Here is an 18,064-nt window from a genome sequence, read left to right on the forward strand (position 1 = left end):
GTCGGCGCTTGGTCCCCGCATTAAGGACACGCCTCCATTCGAGGTATGCGGATGCTATGTTTCTCGCTGTAGCGATCAAGTCTGATACTTGATCCTTCGTGCCTGTGAGTTCACACCACAGCCGTATATCCGGCTCGGTTGGTTTAGTCTTGCCGTATTCGATTTTCGGGACTCGGGTTTGATGCCAGCCAGCCCTTCGGGCTAGCTCGCTCCCGCTGAGTCCAGCACTGAGGCGCAACTCCCTGAGCCGCGCCCCAAGCGCCTCTTGCTGTTGTTGAACCGAATTTGTCACTGTGCGGTGTTCACCGACGGGGCAATATATTCTCGGTATGGAATAGAATCGCGCCATAATCGAGCTTGCACCGCAAGGCACGATTCGGTGACTCGAGGATCTGCTGTAACCGCCGCACCGGCAGGCGTACCGGACTGGTCAACCAGATTGAATGCGACTTTCTGGCTGTCGAATATCCAGAAATCGTCCATCGGCACCTCCGATGAATCGATCAGATGCCTAGGCAGATACCGAATGTCTTCCCCGGCATCAATATTGCTTCCAGTTATGGAAAACAACCACCGATGATAGTCGCTATGTGGGACAGTGACAACCCTTACCCTGCTCACAGCTACACCGCGCGCTGCGGTTTCTTCCACTAGCCCTGTCCACGCCCGTTTGCCGTATTCCTGCTGCGGCTCTCCAGCAAGGAATCTCCGAAACGGCTCCGATTCAGCCGGGACAGTGTAAGCGTCTTTGACCTCGAGATGAAATGCTGATTTCCGGGCCTGCCGGAACAGTTCTGGCCAAGGGTTATTTGGAATCAACTCCACCGTAGTAAGTCCTCCGTTTCTTCGGAACCTCAATAGCGGCCTCGTCGTCCGCCAAGGTGAGTTGAGCGATTACGTCTGGTTCGTTCACCGGCCGACCAGCGAGCCGGAAGGTGCCCCGGCCGGTGTCGTCCATATCCGCACCGATAAACGTGTCCGGTTCGGCGAATCCGGTCAGTAGATGCGGAATCTCCACAGTGCCAACTTCTTTCGTTTCCCAACCTTGCACAAGGTAGGTCTGTTGGTCGGTGGCGTACAACGTCGGGCAGTCCCCGTCGCCCGATCCGCCCTTGCCCAGGAACCTTAGCCGCATGATCTGGCCTCCCATTCGAGTTAGGCGCAAGTATGCTCGCACCATCACTCATGATGCTCATAAATCAGGGAAAGATCCAGGGAAAACCCAGATTTCGGCATAGTTTGGCATAGTCATAGACGGGCTTGACGATCGGTTCGTAGCTTGGGGTTGGCCCCCGTGGCATGTGACGCCATCCGGTCACGGGGTGCCCACCAACTACCGACTACAGGGGTCCGATGTTCAGGAGACGACTTGCGAGTAGGAATGCCGTGCAGCCGCTTCCGATACTTGAGTCGGACGATCTTGTCTACACGCTGCTGCGCCGGTTGAAGCGGCGAAACGGTAAAGATCATCTCCAATGTGCGTCCATCACTGATGGCGATATCGTCGGATTCTGGGTACTCGAGGATCGGTCTCCGGTCGTGGTCTTCGTGGCGGTCACGTCGGAGGGTGCTGCGGATTCCGATCCGGGGAGGCAGCCGTCAGCCGACGCGCTCGGTATCGCTCGGACGGTCGATTTCGGTGCCGGGGTCGATCTGGCCCGTGCGAGGGAGATGTATCCGGACCTGTCGGCGCTGTGGGATCGGATACGACACGACTACTGGGCGTCGTTCGAGTCGGGGCGGCGGCTGTGGACTGGCCAGTGAGCGTGCGGGCGGCGATCGATGCCGCTGCCTCCAAAGGCTATGTGCTGCGGCCCCGATACAGGTGGCCGCACGGATGGGAGCTGGTGGACGCGCAAGGGCGCGTGGAACCCACGTACGGGTCGATCCCAGAAATCCTCGAGATCCTGGATGTCCCTGTTCTGGTGCCAGATCCGGGCGGGACGCAGATCCAAGCCCCTCCGATGGATAACGTGACGCCGATCACGCGTCGGTTCGGGCCTATGCAGCCTGAGGACGACTTCGGAAGCGCCACAGTCGAATTCGAGGACTACCCAGACGACTACCCTCCGGAAGCGAGTGGAATAGATGCGTGAATGTGATTGTGGCCCTTGGATTACCGCATCCCACTGCGGCATCGTGAAGACCGATCCCGAGAACGCCACGGTGATCGTGGAGGCACCGTGCCGTGACCAGATGTGCACAAGTCGTGGTTTCGTGCCGGTGATCGATGGGCGACTTGCGCCGCACTCCAACTTGCTCGGCAACCCTTGCGAGTGGGCGGGGGTTGGCATCGTGGACGACCGCGAAACAGCGGGCATGCGGCAGTGGCCCACGACCGACCAGGCCGGCCGGGTCATCTGGTCTCTGGACTCGTACCTTAGGAGGCTCGAATTCATGGGAGTGATGCGACGGTGAGGGGTAGTCGCTGCTCGATACGGATTCCTTAGAGGCCACAAACGACCCCTGGCGTAAGCCGGGGGTTTCTCTGTATACGAGGCTAAGATTAGGGAACTCATCATATTCCGAGCGATTCCGGCATAGCTCGACTCTCGCTCTAATCCATGAACACGGGAATGTATTCGAATCCCTCTGAATGGCCCGCAGACAGACGAACACTCCTCGGGGTATGTCAATGTATCGTTTCGAGCGTTGATGCCGTGAGTGTGGACGAATTTATCCCGGGTGGTCATTTCGAGCCTGATCCTGAGCCGGATAAATGCCGTTTCTGTTCCGTAGCCGCTTCGTGTGGCTTTTCTTTTTGAGTCAATCTTGACAATGCCCCAAGGAGGCTAAGCGGTGCCTAACGAGATTCAGCCGTTCGAGTTCAACGGTGCGCAGGTGCGAACCCTGGTGGTGGACGGCGAACCCTGGTTTGTGGCTAAGGACGTGACAGACATCCTCGGCTTCAAGAAGGGCTACGAAGCCGTCACTCAGCATGTTTTGCCTGCTCAGCGCACTACCGTGAATTGCGGTAGTGGTCTGAACCCAAAACGGGTTGCAATCAATGAGGCGGGTCTCTACCGGCTGCTCATGCGGTCGAACGTTCCAGGGGCCGAGCGGTTCCAGGCTTGGGTTACCGACGAGATCTTGCCCGCCATCCGCAAGACCGGCCGCTACGACGCAGTACAGCTCGCGGTGCCACAGACCTACGCCGAGGCGCTTAGAGCCGCTGCCGACCAGTACGAGCGCGCCGAGCTGGAGACGGCCAAGCGCCTGGAGCTGGAGGCTAATCCTTAACGAAACCAAGCACCGTAGGTGATGCTTAGCCGACCATTAGCGTCGGTGAGGTAAGGAAATTCAATGATTTTCCGCATCTATTCATGCGGAGAGTCAGCGCTATCACCATCGCAAACACATCTAAGCGAAAGCTTACGATGAGCTAAGCGGAAGGTCGTTGACCTAAGCGTGGGTTGACGAAAGCTAGTTGGCTGCTACATTTTAATTGCTTCCCATGGACGCAGATGTTCGATTTGACATCACCCCAGGGCTAGTAAAATCAGGAGAGAGGAAATGCGCAGACCAAGGGTTTCAATCAGATACGACCACAACAACCGAGCGGCATATCACAAGCTCACACGCGAGGGCACGTCGGCATATCTACTGACGGAACGAAACGAACTCGCCGAACTACGGAACCAGATCAATGCTGCCCTGGAGGCACCTACCCATGACCGCAACAAACGCTGACCCTTTTGAATCCCTTTACGATCCGCCCGCACTGACCTTCTCGTCGCCTATCACCGGCAACGGTATGGCCGCAATCCGGGCATGGGTGGCGGAGATAGAGAAGCACTTCGGCGGTCAAGGCTTGGCAACGTGCCATTACGCATCCCTGATCGGGTATTGGGCGAACCTCAAGACATTCCGAGTGGAGATCACCGATCGGAAGCTTGTCGAGGCAACCGAATCGCATCACGGTCGTTGGACGGGGCACGCTCAGAGGCTGGTGGACGCTGGGTTCCTGGTAAAGCTCCCCAGGAAGTCTCGGGAGCGTGGCACAGCTTACGTATTGGCAACCCCGAGGCAGGTCCCGTTGAACTAGCGAGGGGTGTCGAAAGTGTCCGGGATTTACTGGACACTCCCAAGGGAGGGGTGTAGCGGATATCCCGGATACTCCGATCGCTGAGATGATGGAAGTGTCCGGTATATTCCGGACGTTTCCTCTATGTAGCCGTCGGAGACAGGGAGAACACCTACGTAATGGTGTTCGAAACCAGACTATCCAAGCCGGGCCGTAGTGGCCCGGCCTATGAGCTAGCCCAGGAACGTTCCTGGGCATTACACCAACACGTGTTGGTGATTAGGAATAACGAATGACAAGTAAGCACGAATCCGTGATTCGTGAGAAGACAAATGGTGATAGATATCTTTACCATAAACAGGGTCATCCCAAGCTCTCCAACTGGCTTGGGATTCCCGAGTCACAGGTCAAGCCAGCACTTGACCGCTTGATTACTGAGGGTGTCCTCAGCTATTCGGGCCGGTCACGGACCGACTCACACAAGTTCGAGATTCATCCAGTCAAAGCGATAGACCCGACGTCTATCGACCCGTGGAACAACTAATACACACCGCCGTCGTTGGACGACGTAGGAGTTCTATGTCTATGGATCAGAGTAGCCCTTGATGGTCCCTCTGGCGCTCCTACCACCGCCGGAGCCCGACATAGCCCAAGAGATATATGTGAACTACATCACAATCTGAGGTCTGAGACCAAAAATCAGACCTAATAGCTAGGTGAGGGAGAGAGGGAGTAGTGAGGGTGCGAAGCACCCGAGCTACGACCGATCGACCGAACCATCATCCAGAGCCCCTGAAGGGCTCTCTAGAACACAGACACACAAGGAAGCCCCTTGAGGGCTTCCGATGAAACTTCCAATGAAATATATCTAGTCAATACAGATTAGGCCGCCTTGAGGCGGCCATACATAAGACAGGTAATAATGTCTCTGGATAATATTATGGTCATAGTAAAGCGATAGCATCTATCATGATGGTAGCTATTCCATTGTTCTTGGCTTGACGTTACCGATTAGCCATCCAACCCCAACTGTTCAACAGTTGGCTCGAATATAGTGAGTACTTCTCCTTCCTCAGCACGTCGGTGCTGGGGCTTTTATTTTTCCTGGTTGTCGTGTACCTAACGAAAGGAGTTGTTCCGTGTGCCGCAACGATCACCCCGAAACATCCATCAGCCGCTACACCCGGGGGCGGCGGGAATGCCGCAAGTGCGTAGCCGAACGTGTCTACAGGCATCGACGGAGAGCGGCTGAAGCCCTGCGCCGTGAGCGCGAAACTCTGGACGGATAGGGAACGAATTTATCCCAAACCGGTTTTAGGCCGCCAGCGTGGACGCTAGGCGGTCTTTTTGATGCACGGAAAGGAAACGGATCAACAATGGATGACCTAGAGGCTGCGACTCGGCGAGCCGCGGAAGCGGAACAAAAGCTTGAAGAGTTGATGCTGTCAGAGGCGTTCGGTATCCGCGCCGAATGTCTTACCGGCACCGTCGAGGCGCGCGCCGAGGCTATCGCCGCAGCGGTCAAAGCAGTGCGCAGACCGAGGGCACTCGAGCCGGACCCGTCTCAGGGCATGACCCGTGAAGCGGATATCCGCCCGAGCGATCCGCTGGTCGAAATTCTTACCCGAGCGGCGAACAGCACCCGATACTGAAAGGAGTCACGAGATGGATATCAAGCGTATGTTGATGGAAGGGCTCAACCGGCCCGAGGCCGATACCGATGAAAACAACCGTCCGTGGTATTACTGCCCGGTGTCTACCGATCATCTGTGTCAAGCACTACTGGATGCTCTGAATGATGCGGGTCACGGAACCCGGAATCATACTAATTCGCAGGATCTCGAAAAGCTCGCGGACAAGCAAGCGGCAGCCGCCGCCGACACCTCGCGGCAAGAACTCTTGGAAGCTATGCGACGGTATCAGGACGCCAAGAGCGCGTTGACGATGCGCCCGGCCGGGCCGGGAAGCCTCAACCACGATTTCAAGGAATGGGCAAGCTAACCCATCGTTCAGTACCGATATCGACAATCGGCCGGGAGCGAATCGCGGCCATTTCGACATTTCGAAGGAGAAATACATGCAGGATGGAACAGAACTTCTCGCCACCCACACCGAAGCGGCGCGGACTGTAGCCGCCAACGGTGGCGTACTGAGCAAGAAATGGCTTGAAATCGAGTCCCGATACGAAGCGTACTTGTACCGGCAGTCTTCGGTTATCGACGACCTTTGCGACGCAGTGCTCAGTGGCTCCGACGAATTGGAACTCAACCTACGGTATGGCCTCGCTATGGCCAAGGCCGCAGGAATAGCAGGTGGTTCGACAGCACCGGCTGAGGCAGTGATCAACGGTGAGGTTCGCACGCGGGTCGCCGGTGCTTTGATTCTGGAGTACCGCAAGACTGCCGACGAGAACCTGAAACGGGTAGCGGCAGCGTTCGCTCTGAATCTTCAGCGATTCCGTTCTCTAACCGAACAGGTGGACGTCGAGACTACCGCCGAGTCCCTGATCAACGCGCCCGATGAGGCGCGAATGGCATGGCTCAAAGCCCCGGAAGCCGCTCAGGAACTCGACAAGAACCTGAATGGTTTGCGGGCCGCCGCGTGGTTGACAGGTGCTCGCCTGGATACCCATCAGGGTTCCCTGATTGGTCTCGTGTGTCCCACCGACGGAGTTGGTAAAGAACGTCGTGCCATGTGGGCTGCATGGGATACGGGCGGTCGTACCGGCCGATGGGGCGCGCTGCTCGCGGCCGGTATCGAGGTATCGGCTATCGACTCGCCACAGAAATACCGGAGTTACGCACGACCCCAAAAGATCGTCAAGTATGAAAATGTCCACATGGGAGCCGGAGTAATGGGCATCAGGGAGACATGGGTAGATGCCGAAGACGGCAGTCTGGTTGAAGGACACTAAGGCACCCGGTGAGTGCGAGCAAAAGGCCCGGTCTCGATAGCCGGGCCTACCAGATAGCCACCAAACGCTTAAGCAGCAACAACCGATAAATGTTGGATATGCAAACAACCAATCGATCTGGAATTGCCCTACACCGAAGCTATGAGCTTCACCGCTGATCATATCGAGCCCCGCTCCAGAGGCGGGGCATTGCTCGGAGAGCTAAGAGCAGCGCATAGACGCTGTAACTCCAGGCGAGGCAATCGAGCCAACACTCAAGCCGATCTGATTCCGACTACACGGGAATGGTGAACATGTCTGATCTCGATGACCGGTTTAACTACCACGAGCCCTCAAATGACTTTACACTTTCCGCGCACGTACTAACCCGCGCCGCGTGCAGAGACCTCGCAGAGGCAATCACAGCCCTAGTCCCGGAGGGTCGAGAAAAAGCGCTAGCAATCACCAAGGTAGAAGAGGCCATGTTCTGGGCTAACGCGGGAATCGCTCGCCAGGGTTGATACCCTGGGGGGGTTACCCCTCCCCCTGGGCCGGAAAGTCAGCCTCAGGGCATACGGGAAATATCCCCCCGATCATTTCTAGAGAAAAACCGCAACCAGGGCATTCGCGTTTCCTCGCGTGCACCCTGAGAGCATAGGAGAGTTCTTGCAAATGACCGACCGACTGAAACGGCTTCAAAGCATCCGAGACAACCTAACCAAACGCATGTCGTCGGCACCGGATTACTCGGTTGCCGGTATCGCTAAGACTTTGGTGGATGTCTTGGGGCGTATTGAGGAGTTGGAGGCTCCGAAACGGGAGACACCTCCGACTCCCTTGGATGAGTTCACGGCTCGCATGATCGCTAGGAGCGGTGGCGAGGTAGCCCGGTCACCGATGGATGCCTAGGATACGAGTAAGCCCCCGGTCGAAACCGGGGGCTTAGCCTAGGCTTAGGGGATTCAGTAAGCCCGTAAGACTGCCTTGCCGAAGAACAACTAGATCACTCGTAATCTTGGTCCACTTAGCGCCTTCAGTGATCAGGTACAGGTCGGCATAGGTATTTTATTTCTGGCTCCCTCCGTTCATCCGCGAAAGGATGTCACCCGGAATCATCAAATTCCCATAGAACGCCCCACCCTGCCCTCGCGAGCGCCCTTCAAGTTTTGCACTGAGCTTGATTCCCGACTTCACAAGCAACTGCCGCCGCCCTTGGGTGTCCGATTCGGCCCAGATCTCCGCATACGTCTTGCCTGTAGGTCGATACTCCCAACGCGCCTCCGACATCGGCAACTGTTCGAGTTCCTGAATCTGTGCGTCGATAGCCGCAATCTGCTTCGTGAGCCGTTGCCTACCGCTTTGACTATTCACTGTAGGAACCAGTGCCATAAGTTCGTCGAGAGCCTGGTTAGCTTGCTCTAGTTCAACCTGATGGTTCTCGGCAGGAACATAAACCCGCTCCAAAACCTCGATATCGCCCAACTGTTCAATAAACTCGGTGTGTACCATTTCTTCTACCTCACCGGCCCGTAACTGCTGAGTGCACTGTTTCTCACACCGGTAGTATCTACGAGTGTTCCCGTTGCGTTTGTCGTGTTGACGCTGGTACATAAGATTGCTTCCGCAAACACCGCACACAAGCACGCCAAGCAACGGCGAGGCATCAATCCGTTTGTTTACCTGCACTATCGCACGCTGCGCCAACGCAGCCTGCAACCTGGAAAAATTCTCAGCCGAGATAAGCGGGGGTCCAACCTGCACCGGTTGCCCCGAACTGTCACGAACGATATTCCCATTGTGGATGACTTGCCCCAGAATTGATTTCGACTTCAGCATATCAAGGAGCGTTGAAGGACTCCATTTGGTTCCCTTGGTAGGCTCGCAGCGCCGGTGCCGAATGAAGTCGGACGGAGAAAGTACCCCCTCCTCGGTTAGCTGCCGTGCAATCGCGAGAGCCGTCTCCCCTGCAATCGCCTTATCCACAATCCTGCGTAGAACAGGCGCAGACTCCGGGTCGGGTTCCAGACACCACCCGTCACCCGAGCGCACTGCGCGGTACCCGTACGTCGGTTTGCCTCCGAACCAGCGGCCATCAGTGACCAGCTTCTTACGTGAGCCTCTGGTCCGTTCTTTAATTGCCTCTAGTTCACCCTCTGCGACGCCTGCAATGACGTTGGCTATCAATCGACCTACCCAGGTGCTCAGGTCGAAATTCTCGGTCACAGAGACCAAGGTCTTTTCGTACTCGAAGCACCAGGCCATGACCTTGTTCAGGTAGATGGAGCCGGTGGCTAGCCTGTCCAGCCTCCAGCACGCAACGATGTCCCACTCGTGTAGGTGTTCAGGCTTGAACCAAGGACCCAACCCAGGGGTGACGAACGGGTCCACAGACCGGGACACGTCAAGGTCTTCGGCCCAGCCGATGACCGTGTGACCTTGCGTGTCGGCCCATTGTTGGATGATTTCTCGCTGGCGTTCCAGCGAAGTGGATTCTTCGGTTGAGCGGGACAGCCGCAGTCGGCCGAGGACCTTTTTAGACCCCGCTGTCATGCCTTACCTCCAGGTCAACTGCCCTTCTTGGGCTGGTTACGGTTGACCAGTTTCGACAGGTCGAAACCCTCCAGGCCCGGCGGCAATTCGTTGAGTCCGGCGGGCATATTCGACAGGTCGGGCATGCCGGGCGGCATGGGCATACCGCCGGGCAGGCCGGGGAAACCGCCGCGCACCTTGGGCTGGGTGGGTCCGCGGCCGCCCTTCTTGCCTTTCTTGCCCTTCTTGTTCGAACGGCGATTCGCGCCGGGCAGACCCATCTGGCGGCCCATCATCGCCATCATCTTCTTGGCGTCGAAGAAGCGGTCCACCAGCTGGTTCACCTCGGAGACCTGCACGCCCGAACCGTTCGCGATGCGCAGCCTGCGGGAAGCGTTGATGATCTTGGGGTTCTCGCGCTCGGCGGGCGTCATGCCCCGGATGATGGCCTGGACACGGTCGAGTTGCTTATCGTCGACCTGGGCCAACATATCTTTCATCTGGCCCGCGCCCGGCAGCATGCCGAGCAGGTTGCCGATGGGACCCATCTTGCGGATGGCCAGCATCTGGTCCAGGAAGTCCTCGAGGGTGAGCTCGCCGCTGCCGATCTTGCGGGCGGCCTCCTCGGCCTGCTGCGCGTCGTAGACCTGTTCGGCCTGCTCGATCAGGGTGAGCACATCGCCCATACCGAGGATGCGGCTCGCCATCCGGTCGGGATGGAAGACGTCGAAATCCTCGAGCTTCTCGCCGGTGGAGGCGAACAGGATCGGCACGCCGGTGACCTGGCGCACGCTCAGGGCCGCGCCGCCGCGCGCGTCGCCGTCGAGTTTGGTGAGGACCACGCCGGTGAAGCCGACGCCGTCGCGGAACGCCTCGGCGGTGCTCACCGCGTCCTGGCCGATCATGGCGTCGAGGACGAAGAGGGTCTCATCGGGCTGGACCGCATCGCGGATGCCCGCGGCCTGCGCCATCAACTCGGCATCGATGCCGAGGCGACCGGCGGTGTCGACGATGACCACGTCGTACTGTTTGCGCTCGGCCTCTTCGATACCGGCCCGCGCCACCGCGACCGGATCGGCCGCGGAGATGCCGAGCGGATTCTCCCCGCCGCCGACCGAGGTGCCGGGATGCGGCGCGAAAACGGGCACACCCGCGCGCTCGCCGACCACCTGCAACTGGGTGACCGCACCGGGCCGCTGCAGGTCGCAGGCCACCAGCAGAGGCTGATGCCCCTGACCCTTCAGCCATTTCGCGAGTTTGCCCGCGAGGGTGGTCTTACCCGCGCCTTGCAGACCGGCGAGCATGACGACCGTCGGCGGCGTCTTGGCCAGATTGAGCCTGCGGGTCTCGCCGCCGAGGATGCCGACCAGTTCCTCGTTGACGATCTTGACGACCTGCTGGGCCGGATTGAGCGCGGCCGACACCTCGGAACCTTTGGCGCGCTCCTTGATTCGGGTGATGAAACCGCGCACCACGGGCAGGGCGACATCGGCCTCGAGCAGGGCGAGTCGGATCTCGCGGCAGGTGGCGTCGATATCGGCCGGTGACAGACGCCCCTTACCACGCAGATCCTTGAGGGCACCGGTAAGCCGGTCGGACAGGGATTCGAACACCGATCGCGCTCCTGATCTCGGGGGACGTCAACCACTCCAGGGTAATGGGATCACCCTGATGCGCGCGCACGCGGTGCGCGATGCGGGTGGCCACGCGGAGCGCCGTGTGCGAATCGGGCGGGAAATGCGGCCGGGGCCGTGCGGATTTGCGCTATTCGATGCCGCGGCGGCGAGGTTTGGCGGTCTTGCGGTAGTCGTGGTTCTCCCTGGCCACCATGAAGATCGCCTCGCGGGCGGTCAGGCCGAGTTCCAGGGCCAGATCGTCGAGGACGGCCCATTCTGTGGTGGTGGGATTCGGCGAGCCCGCAAGGGTGGTGGCGATGGTCATGGCGGTGACGGCTTGCCGACCTGTCAGCGTGCGGCCCGGTAACCAGGAGACGACCCAGCGATCACCCCCGACGCAGCGTGCCATGTGGGTCGTCTCGTCGCTCGTCATCATCGATGCCGAGATCACCTCGATTGCCACCGACCTGCTCCCCTCATACTCGCGAGCGATAGCCAGACGCTGTTGATACTAAGGGGCTCGAGTCGGGATCGAGTGGCGTTCCAGCAAATTACGTGCAACGGGTCGGCTACCGACCCGGCTCGGGCTGCGGGAGTTTGGGTGCGGGCTGCGGCACCACCTCGAGCAGGGCCTGTTCGAGCGCGGCACGCCGCCGGGGTCCGTGATCCGCGCCGAGGTCGAGGCAGAACACGTCGACCACGGCGGCGCCGATGGTGACCACCCGCGCCCACAGCACATCGGCTCCGCATCCGGCGATGGCGGCGGCCAACCGGCTGAGCAGTCCGATCCGGTCCTCGGCGCGCAGTTCCAGGACAACCTGTCCCGCAATCGCGGTCTCGGTCCACAGCACCACCGGGCGGGCCTGCGCGTACGGACTCGGCTTGGCCCCCAACGCCTCGCGCTCCCGTTTGGCCAGCAGTGCGGGCAGAGGCAAGTCCCCGGCGATGGCTCGGATGAGTTCCTGACGCAGCAGACCGGGATCCGGCGGATCGCCGAATCTCGGCGCGACGACGAAGGTGTTGATCGCCGAATCCCCTTCCGAACCCAAGGTCGCCGACAGCACCCGCAGTGAATGCAAGGCCAGCACACCGGCGGCCTCGGAGAGCAGACCGGGCGCGTCCGGCGCGACGACGGTCACCGTGTACAGGTATTTGCCCGCGCCGGGCCGCAGTTCGACATGCACACCGCCGGCCTTGGCCTTGGCCACCAACTCCGGATCGATCTCCTCCGGCATCGGCAGCGGCGCGCCCGCCAGCACCAGCCTGCAGCGGCGCACCAGATCGCCGAGCAGCGATGCCTTCCAGTCACCCCAGACACCGGGACCGGTGGCCAGCGAATCCGCCTCGGCCAGGGTGTGCAGCAATTCCAGCAGTTGCGGATCGCCGTCGAGCGCGTCGACCACGTAGCGCACGGTGTCCGGATCGGCGAGGTCGCGACGGGTCGCGGTATCCGGGAGCAACAGGTGGTGGCGGACGATCGCGGCCAGTGTTCGCACATCGGAGGGCCACAGTCCCAGCCTGCGCCCGATATGGGTGGCCAGTTCCGCGCCGACCTCGCTGTGATCACCCGCCCGGCCCTTGCCGATATCGTGCAGCAGCGCGCCGAGCAGCAGCAGGTCGGGACGGGCCACCCTGGTGCTGAGGGTGCTCGCGTAGGCGACGGTCTCCATCAGGTGGCGATCCACGGTCCAGGTGTGGGTGGCATCGCGCGGCGGCAGGTCGCGCACCGCACCCCATTCCGGAAGCAGCCTGCCCCACAGGCCCGTTCGGTCCAGCGCCTCGACGGCATCGATGACACCGCGACCCGCGCCGAGCAGCACCAGCAGGTCGTTGAGCGCCTCGCGCGGCCACGGCTCGCGCAGTTCGGGAGCGTCCTCGGCGAGGCGGTTGAGGGTGGTGGCCGACATCGGCAGCCCGGTCTGCGCGGAGGCCGCGGCCACCCGCAGCACCAGGCCGGGATCGCGCTGCGGGCGGGCATCCCTGGCCAGCACCACCTCACCCGCGTGCTCCACCACCCCCTCGTCGAGCGGGCGACGCACCGGCATCCGACGCAACCGGGCCAAACCCCGCCGGGGCAGCGCGTTGGCGGCGGTGCGCAGACCGACGTCGACGGAGTAGCCGACGGTGCGGGCGCAATCGCTGAGGGTGCGGGCCAGATCGAAGCGGTCACCCAGGCGCAGTGCCGCGCCGATCTCGTCGGCATCCTGAGCGCGCACCTGGTCCCTGGCTCGTCCGGCAACCCGATGCAGTTCGGTGCGAACATCCAGCAAACGTTGACGGGCTTGGTTCAAACCACCGCCGGGCACCTCGGGACCCAGACCCGGCATGGCATCGGTCAACTGGGCGATGGCCAGCGCGTCGAGCAGTTGGATATCCCGCAGCCCGCCGCGCCCGTTCTTCAGATCGGGTTCGGCCCGATGCGCGATGGCCCCGCTGCGCTGCCAGCGCGCCTGCGCCTGCGCCACCAATTCGTCGAAGCGGGAACGGATTCCGGTGCGCCACTCGCGCCGCACCCCGCCGATGAGCAGATTGCTCAACTCCTCGTCGCCGACGATATGTCTGGCCTCGAGCATGCCGAGCGCCGCGACCATATCCTCGGAGGCCACCCGCACCGCCTGCGCCACGGTGCGCACACTGTGGTCGAGTTTGATGTGGGCGTCCCACAGCGGATACCACAGCCGATCGGCCACCTCGGCCACCCGTTTCGGCGCCACATCGTCGTGCAGCAGCACCAGATCCAGATCGGAATACGGCAGCATCTCGCGGCGACCCAGTCCGCCGACCGCGACCACCGCCAGTCCGCTGTCGCGGGTGATGCCCAGTTCCGCGCCCTTGCCCGTGAGCCACAGCTCATACAGGTCGACCAGCGCCTGCCGCAGTGCGGCGGCGTCCAGCCGCGGATGCCGCGGCTGCCCGCCCTCCAGCAACTGGTCGCGCGCCTTGATCAGATCGGCCGCGCCACCGGCCGGTTCGTACGCCTTGCCTGCCACAACCCACCACCCATCAATGCAGGCGGCCCCGCCCCGCCGACGTTCCGGCGGGAGCGGGGCCGCCCCTCTGCTGCATCGGCCCGCCTACAGTGCGTCGGTGCCACGCTCGCCGGTGCGGACCCGCACGATCGTCTCCACCGGCGTGACCCACACCTTGCCGTCGCCGATCTTGCCGGTGCGCGACGCCTCCACGATCACCTCGACCACCTTGTCGACGGAGGCATCGTCCACGACCACCTCGACCCGGACCTTCGGCACGAAATCCACCGAATACTCCGCGCCCCGGTACACCTCGGTATGACCCTTCTGGCGACCGTAGCCCTGCACCTCGCTGACGGTCATGCCCAACACGCCCGCCTGCTCCAGCCCGGTCTTCACGTCCTCCAGGGTGAACGGTTTGACGATTGCGGTGATCAGTTTCATTGCGGTCATGCCTCCTTGACGGCGGTACGTGCCGTGCTACCCACAGCAGCCAAATCGTATGCCGTCTCGGCGTGCTCGGATTCGTCCATGCCCACCGATTCGGCCTCGTCACCGGCCCGCAGCCCAATCGTGAACTTCACGATGAGCGCGATGATCAATGCCGCGACGAAGGAGAAGACGAGCACCGCCGCGGCTCCCACCGCCTGCCGCCACAGCTGGTCGAAACCGCCGCCGTAGAACAGGCCCTTGGTGTTGGCGAACAGGCCCGACCTCGCGGCCGGTGATTCCGGAGTCAGGAACAGTCCGACCATCAGGGTGCCGACGATTCCGCCGACCAGGTGCACACCCACCACGTCGAGCGAATCATCGAAGCCGAAGCGGAACTTCAGACCGACGGCCAGCGCGCAGGCGACACCCGCGACCGCGCCGATCGCCAACGCGCCCAACACATTCACCGACGAACACGACGGGGTGATGGCGACCAGACCCGCCACGATGCCCGAGGCCGCGCCCAGTGAAGTGGCCTTGCCGTCGCGCATCCGCTCCACCAGCAGCCAGCCGAGCATGGCGGCGCAGGTCGCGAACGTGGTGGTGATGAAGGTGGAACCGGCCGCACCGTTGGCACTCACCGCCGAACCCGCGTTGAACCCGAACCAGCCGAACCACAGCAGGCCCGCGCCCAACATCACGAACGGCAGATTGTGCGGCCGGAACGGCGTTTTCGGCCAACCCTTGCGCTTGCCGAGCACCAGCACCAAAGCCAGACCCGCGGCGCCCGCGTTGATATGCACCGCGGTGCCGCCCGCGAAGTCGATGGCCTCGAGATGATTGGCGATCCAGCCGCCCGCATGGACCAGGTTGCCCTCGGGATCCTTCACGTCGAAATCGAAAACCCAGTGCGCCACCGGGAAATACACGACCGTGGCCCAAATCCCGGCGAACAGCAGCCACGCGCCGAACTTCAACCGGTCGGCTACGGCGCCGGAGATGAGGGCGACGGTGATGATCGCGAACATCAATTGGAATGCCACGAAGACCGTCATCGGAATGGTGCCCGAAAGGGGGATATTCACCGCCTGCGTGGTGACATTTCCCGCCGCGTCCTTGACCGCGTCGGCGGAGTTCGGGCCGATCAATCCCTTGAGGCCGAAGAACTGCGCCGGATTGCCGATCAGGCCCAACTTGTTGTCGCCGAAGGCCATCGAGAATCCGAACAGCGACCAGAGCACGCCGATCAGCCCCATCGCGCCGATGCTCATCATGATCATATTGAGCACGTTCTTGGCGCGTACCATGCCGCCGTAGAAGAACGCCAGGCCCGGCGTCATCAGCAGGACGAGTGCCGAACTCGCCAGCATCCACGCGGTGTCACCGGTGTTCGGTGCACCGGTAAGGGGAAATGCCACCTCAAAATCCTCCTCATCTCTGGCCCCGCCGGAAAACGGCGAATGGACCTGCACAGAAGGGTCCTCAGTAGGTGTTTCATCCGCGATAGTGCGGTGTTTCGCATGCGTGAACGCATTACGTCGTTGTGTTGCTATCACGTTTCGCGACGCGCACCGAATGTTTCCCGCCGAGGTGAGGCGGCGTGTCGGACGGTAGGGGTTGCTTCACCCGGCCCAAAGGGCAATGAAACCGAGCCCGACACGGCAATGCCGAGCCCGACACGGCAATGGGACCGAACCCAACAGAGCAGTGCGACTCAGCCCAGCAGGGCAGTGCGACTCAGCCCAACAAGGCAGTGCGACTCAGCCCAGAAGCGCATCGACGAAGGCCGCGGGTTCGAAGGGAGCCAGATCGTCCGCGCCCTCGCCGAGACCCACCAGCTTCACCGGAACACCCAACTCGTGCTGCACCTGGAAAACGATGCCGCCCTTGGCCGTTCCGTCGAGCTTGGTCAGCACCACGCCGGTGATATCGACCACCTCGGCGAAGACACGGGCCTGCATCAGCCCGTTCTGACCCACCGTCGAATCGAGCACCAGCAGCACCTCGTCCACGGCGGCCTTCTTCTCCACCACCCGCTTGACCTTGCCGAGCTCATCCATCAGACCGGTCTTGGTGTGCAGGCGGCCCGCCGTATCGATGAGCACCACGTCGACACCCTGATCGATACCGGCGGCCACCGCGTCGAAGGCGACGGCGGCCGGATCCGCGCCCTCACGTCCGCGCACCGTCTCCGCGCCGACCCGCTCACCCCAGGTCTGCAATTGATCGGCGGCGGCGGCCCGGAAGGTGTCGGCCGCCCCGAGCAGCACCCGGCGGCCATCGGCCACCAGCACCCGCGCCAATTTGCCGGTGGTCGTGGTCTTTCCGGTGCCGTTCACGCCGACCACCAGCAGGATCGACGGATGATCGGCATGCGGCAGTGCCCGCACCGAACGATCCAGTTCCGGGCGCAGCGCCTCGATGAGCACCTCGCGCAGCACCGCGCGCGCCTGATCGGTCGTGCGCACACTGCGGGCGGCCATCTCCTCGCGCAGCCGCTGCACCACGGCCGCCGTGCTCGCGGTGCCGAGATCGGCCAGCACCAGCGTGTCCTCGATCTCCTCCCACGAATCCTCGTCCAGATCGCCGCCGCCCAGCAGACCGAGCAGGGATTTACCGACGGCATTCTGCGAGCGGGACAGGCGGCCGCGCAGGCGGACCAACCTGCCGGTGGTCGGCTCGATGGTGTCCAGGGGCGGCGTCGTCGCGGCGGCATCGGCGGAGATCTCCGCGGTTTCGGCGGGTGCCGATTGCTGTGGCGCAGTCGATGATTCGGCGCGGGTCGCCGCGGTATCGGGCGCGGGAGATTCAGTCGCCGACGATGCGACGGAAGTCGGAGCGGATCCGGCGTCGGCAGGCCCGGATTCACCTGCCTCGGAGGCGCGGGTCGCGGTCCGCGCGCTGTCTTCCTCGGCCGTGGTGCTCTGCGAAACCGCTTCGGAGCCTGTCGTGCTCTCAGCGACACCCGCAGCGCTGTCGACGCGGGAATCAACAACCACCGCATCGGTCGCCGGCGCGGTCTCGGATTCGAGCGCGGCGTCCGCCGGCTGCTCGACATCGGCCGCGGGCAACTGAACGTTCGTGATACCGCGCTTCGGCGCGTCGCGCGGAATGGCCGCGTCATCGCCGATATGCGGCTGCCCCTCGGTGTCGGTCCGCTCGACCGGAACCGGTTCGGCCGTGGCCGCCCCGCCTCCGCTGAAGGTGAACCCGCCCGCGGCGGTATACCCGCCCGACCGGTCGACCAGTTCGCGCGGCTCCTCGGCCGGTGTCAGCGAGACACGCCTGGTCCGGTACCGGACGAATCCGGCGACCAGGGCCACCAGCAGCACGGCGGCAATCGCGGCGATCAGGATCCACACTTGGGCACTCACGCCGACCATCCTTGCAGAACGCCGGCTGTGATCCAGGCCCTGTGTCGGAGTTCCATTCGGATGCCTCCGTGGCTCAGCTCGTCGCGTGGCAAGGCGGAGGAGTTCCCGATACCGGTGTTGTATCGGGGACGACGACAATGCGGCCAGGCGGCGAGCTGGGCCGCGGAGGCGCCGGATGGAACTCCGACACAGGGCCTGGTTCCTATACCGCGCGAACTTGGTCCGGC

17 protein-coding genes and 1 pseudogene are annotated in these 18,064 nt (G+C 62.1%); 8 read left to right on the forward strand and 10 right to left on the reverse strand.

Annotation, left to right across the window (positions count from 1 at the left end; all coding sequences use genetic code 11):
* Window positions 1-100: 100 nt before the first annotated feature.
* The 3 genes and pseudogenes from D5S18_RS35715 to D5S18_RS15880 all read right to left on the reverse strand — a co-directional run.
* Window positions 101-349, reverse strand: a pseudogene (locus D5S18_RS35715) (helix-turn-helix domain-containing protein); the annotation flags it as partial.
* Window positions 289-825, reverse strand: coding sequence for a DUF6879 family protein (locus D5S18_RS15875; RefSeq protein ID WP_120041670.1), 537 nt, complete (start codon window positions 823-825; stop codon window positions 289-291). The gene D5S18_RS15875 and the pseudogene D5S18_RS35715, both read right to left, overlap by 61 nt.
* Window positions 806-1,150 carry a hypothetical protein gene (locus D5S18_RS15880; RefSeq protein WP_239003801.1) on the reverse strand — a complete coding sequence of 115 codons (345 nt, stop codon included), beginning with the start codon at window positions 1,148-1,150 and terminating at the stop codon, window positions 806-808. Before D5S18_RS15880 ends, D5S18_RS15875 begins: the two co-directional genes overlap by 20 nt.
* Before the next feature lie 236 nt (window positions 1,151-1,386).
* Between D5S18_RS15880 and D5S18_RS15885 the strand changes: the two genes are divergently transcribed.
* The 8 genes from D5S18_RS15885 (at window position 1,387) to D5S18_RS36590 (ending at window position 7,438) form a co-directional block, all read left to right on the forward strand.
* Window positions 1,387-1,764: a hypothetical protein gene (locus D5S18_RS15885; RefSeq protein WP_120041672.1), complete on the forward strand. Its 378-nt coding sequence runs from the start codon at window positions 1,387-1,389 to the stop codon at window positions 1,762-1,764.
* Window positions 1,765-2,139: 375 nt separating this feature from the next.
* Window positions 2,140-2,418, forward strand: a complete 279-nt coding sequence (locus D5S18_RS15895; RefSeq protein WP_120041676.1) for a hypothetical protein — start codon at window positions 2,140-2,142, stop codon at window positions 2,416-2,418.
* A gap of 381 nt (window positions 2,419-2,799) precedes the next feature.
* Window positions 2,800-3,240, forward strand: a complete 441-nt coding sequence (locus D5S18_RS15900; RefSeq protein ID WP_120041678.1) for a BRO-N domain-containing protein — start codon at window positions 2,800-2,802, stop codon at window positions 3,238-3,240.
* Window positions 3,241-5,400: 2,160 nt separating this feature from the next.
* Entirely contained in the window at window positions 5,401-5,676 is a 276-nt protein-coding gene (locus tag D5S18_RS15910; RefSeq protein WP_120041682.1) for a hypothetical protein, read from the forward strand.
* Window positions 5,677-5,689: 13 nt separating this feature from the next.
* Window positions 5,690-6,025, forward strand: a complete 336-nt coding sequence (locus D5S18_RS15915) for a hypothetical protein (protein WP_120041684.1) — start codon at window positions 5,690-5,692, stop codon at window positions 6,023-6,025.
* A 76-nt stretch (window positions 6,026-6,101) separates the two neighbouring features.
* Window positions 6,102-6,938: a hypothetical protein gene (locus tag D5S18_RS15920; RefSeq protein WP_120041686.1), complete on the forward strand. Its 837-nt coding sequence runs from the start codon at window positions 6,102-6,104 to the stop codon at window positions 6,936-6,938.
* A gap of 96 nt (window positions 6,939-7,034) precedes the next feature.
* Complete coding sequence (locus D5S18_RS36375; protein ID WP_120041688.1) at window positions 7,035-7,229, forward strand: HNH endonuclease; 195 nt, start codon at window positions 7,035-7,037, stop codon at window positions 7,227-7,229.
* 2 nt (window positions 7,230-7,231) lie between these two features.
* Window positions 7,232-7,438 (forward strand): Acb2/Tad1 domain-containing protein, encoded by a 207-nt coding sequence (locus D5S18_RS36590; protein ID WP_439651129.1) that lies wholly within the window; start codon window positions 7,232-7,234, stop codon window positions 7,436-7,438.
* A 544-nt stretch (window positions 7,439-7,982) separates the two neighbouring features.
* Here D5S18_RS36590 and D5S18_RS15935 read toward each other — a convergent pair.
* The 7 genes from D5S18_RS15935 to ftsY all read right to left on the reverse strand — a co-directional run bounded on the left by D5S18_RS15935 (window position 7,983) and on the right by ftsY (window position 17,837).
* Entirely contained in the window at window positions 7,983-9,467 is a 1,485-nt protein-coding gene (locus D5S18_RS15935) for a recombinase family protein (protein WP_120041692.1), read from the reverse strand.
* A 14-nt stretch (window positions 9,468-9,481) separates the two neighbouring features.
* Window positions 9,482-11,059: a signal recognition particle protein gene (gene ffh / locus D5S18_RS15940; protein ID WP_120041694.1), complete on the reverse strand. Its 1,578-nt coding sequence runs from the start codon at window positions 11,057-11,059 to the stop codon at window positions 9,482-9,484.
* Between the two features lie 151 nt (window positions 11,060-11,210).
* Window positions 11,211-11,525, reverse strand: coding sequence for a hypothetical protein (locus D5S18_RS15945; protein ID WP_239003802.1), 315 nt, complete (start codon window positions 11,523-11,525; stop codon window positions 11,211-11,213).
* Between the two features lie 106 nt (window positions 11,526-11,631).
* A complete protein-coding gene (locus D5S18_RS15950) occupies window positions 11,632-14,052 on the reverse strand; it encodes a [protein-PII] uridylyltransferase (RefSeq protein ID WP_120041696.1) in 2,421 nt (806 codons plus the stop codon).
* Between the two features lie 84 nt (window positions 14,053-14,136).
* Window positions 14,137-14,475, reverse strand: coding sequence for a P-II family nitrogen regulator (locus D5S18_RS15955; protein WP_120041698.1), 339 nt, complete (start codon window positions 14,473-14,475; stop codon window positions 14,137-14,139).
* 5 nt (window positions 14,476-14,480) lie between these two features.
* Window positions 14,481-15,833, reverse strand: coding sequence for an ammonium transporter (locus D5S18_RS15960; protein ID WP_120041700.1), 1,353 nt, complete (start codon window positions 15,831-15,833; stop codon window positions 14,481-14,483).
* A gap of 390 nt (window positions 15,834-16,223) precedes the next feature.
* Window positions 16,224-17,837 carry a signal recognition particle-docking protein FtsY gene (ftsY, locus tag D5S18_RS15965; RefSeq protein WP_120042181.1) on the reverse strand — a complete coding sequence of 538 codons (1,614 nt, stop codon included), beginning with the start codon at window positions 17,835-17,837 and terminating at the stop codon, window positions 16,224-16,226.
* Between the last annotated feature and the right edge of the window lie 227 nt (window positions 17,838-18,064).

It is taken from the genome of Nocardia panacis, assembly GCF_003598715.1.
Classification (GTDB): Bacteria; Actinomycetota; Actinomycetes; order Mycobacteriales; family Mycobacteriaceae; genus Nocardia; species Nocardia panacis.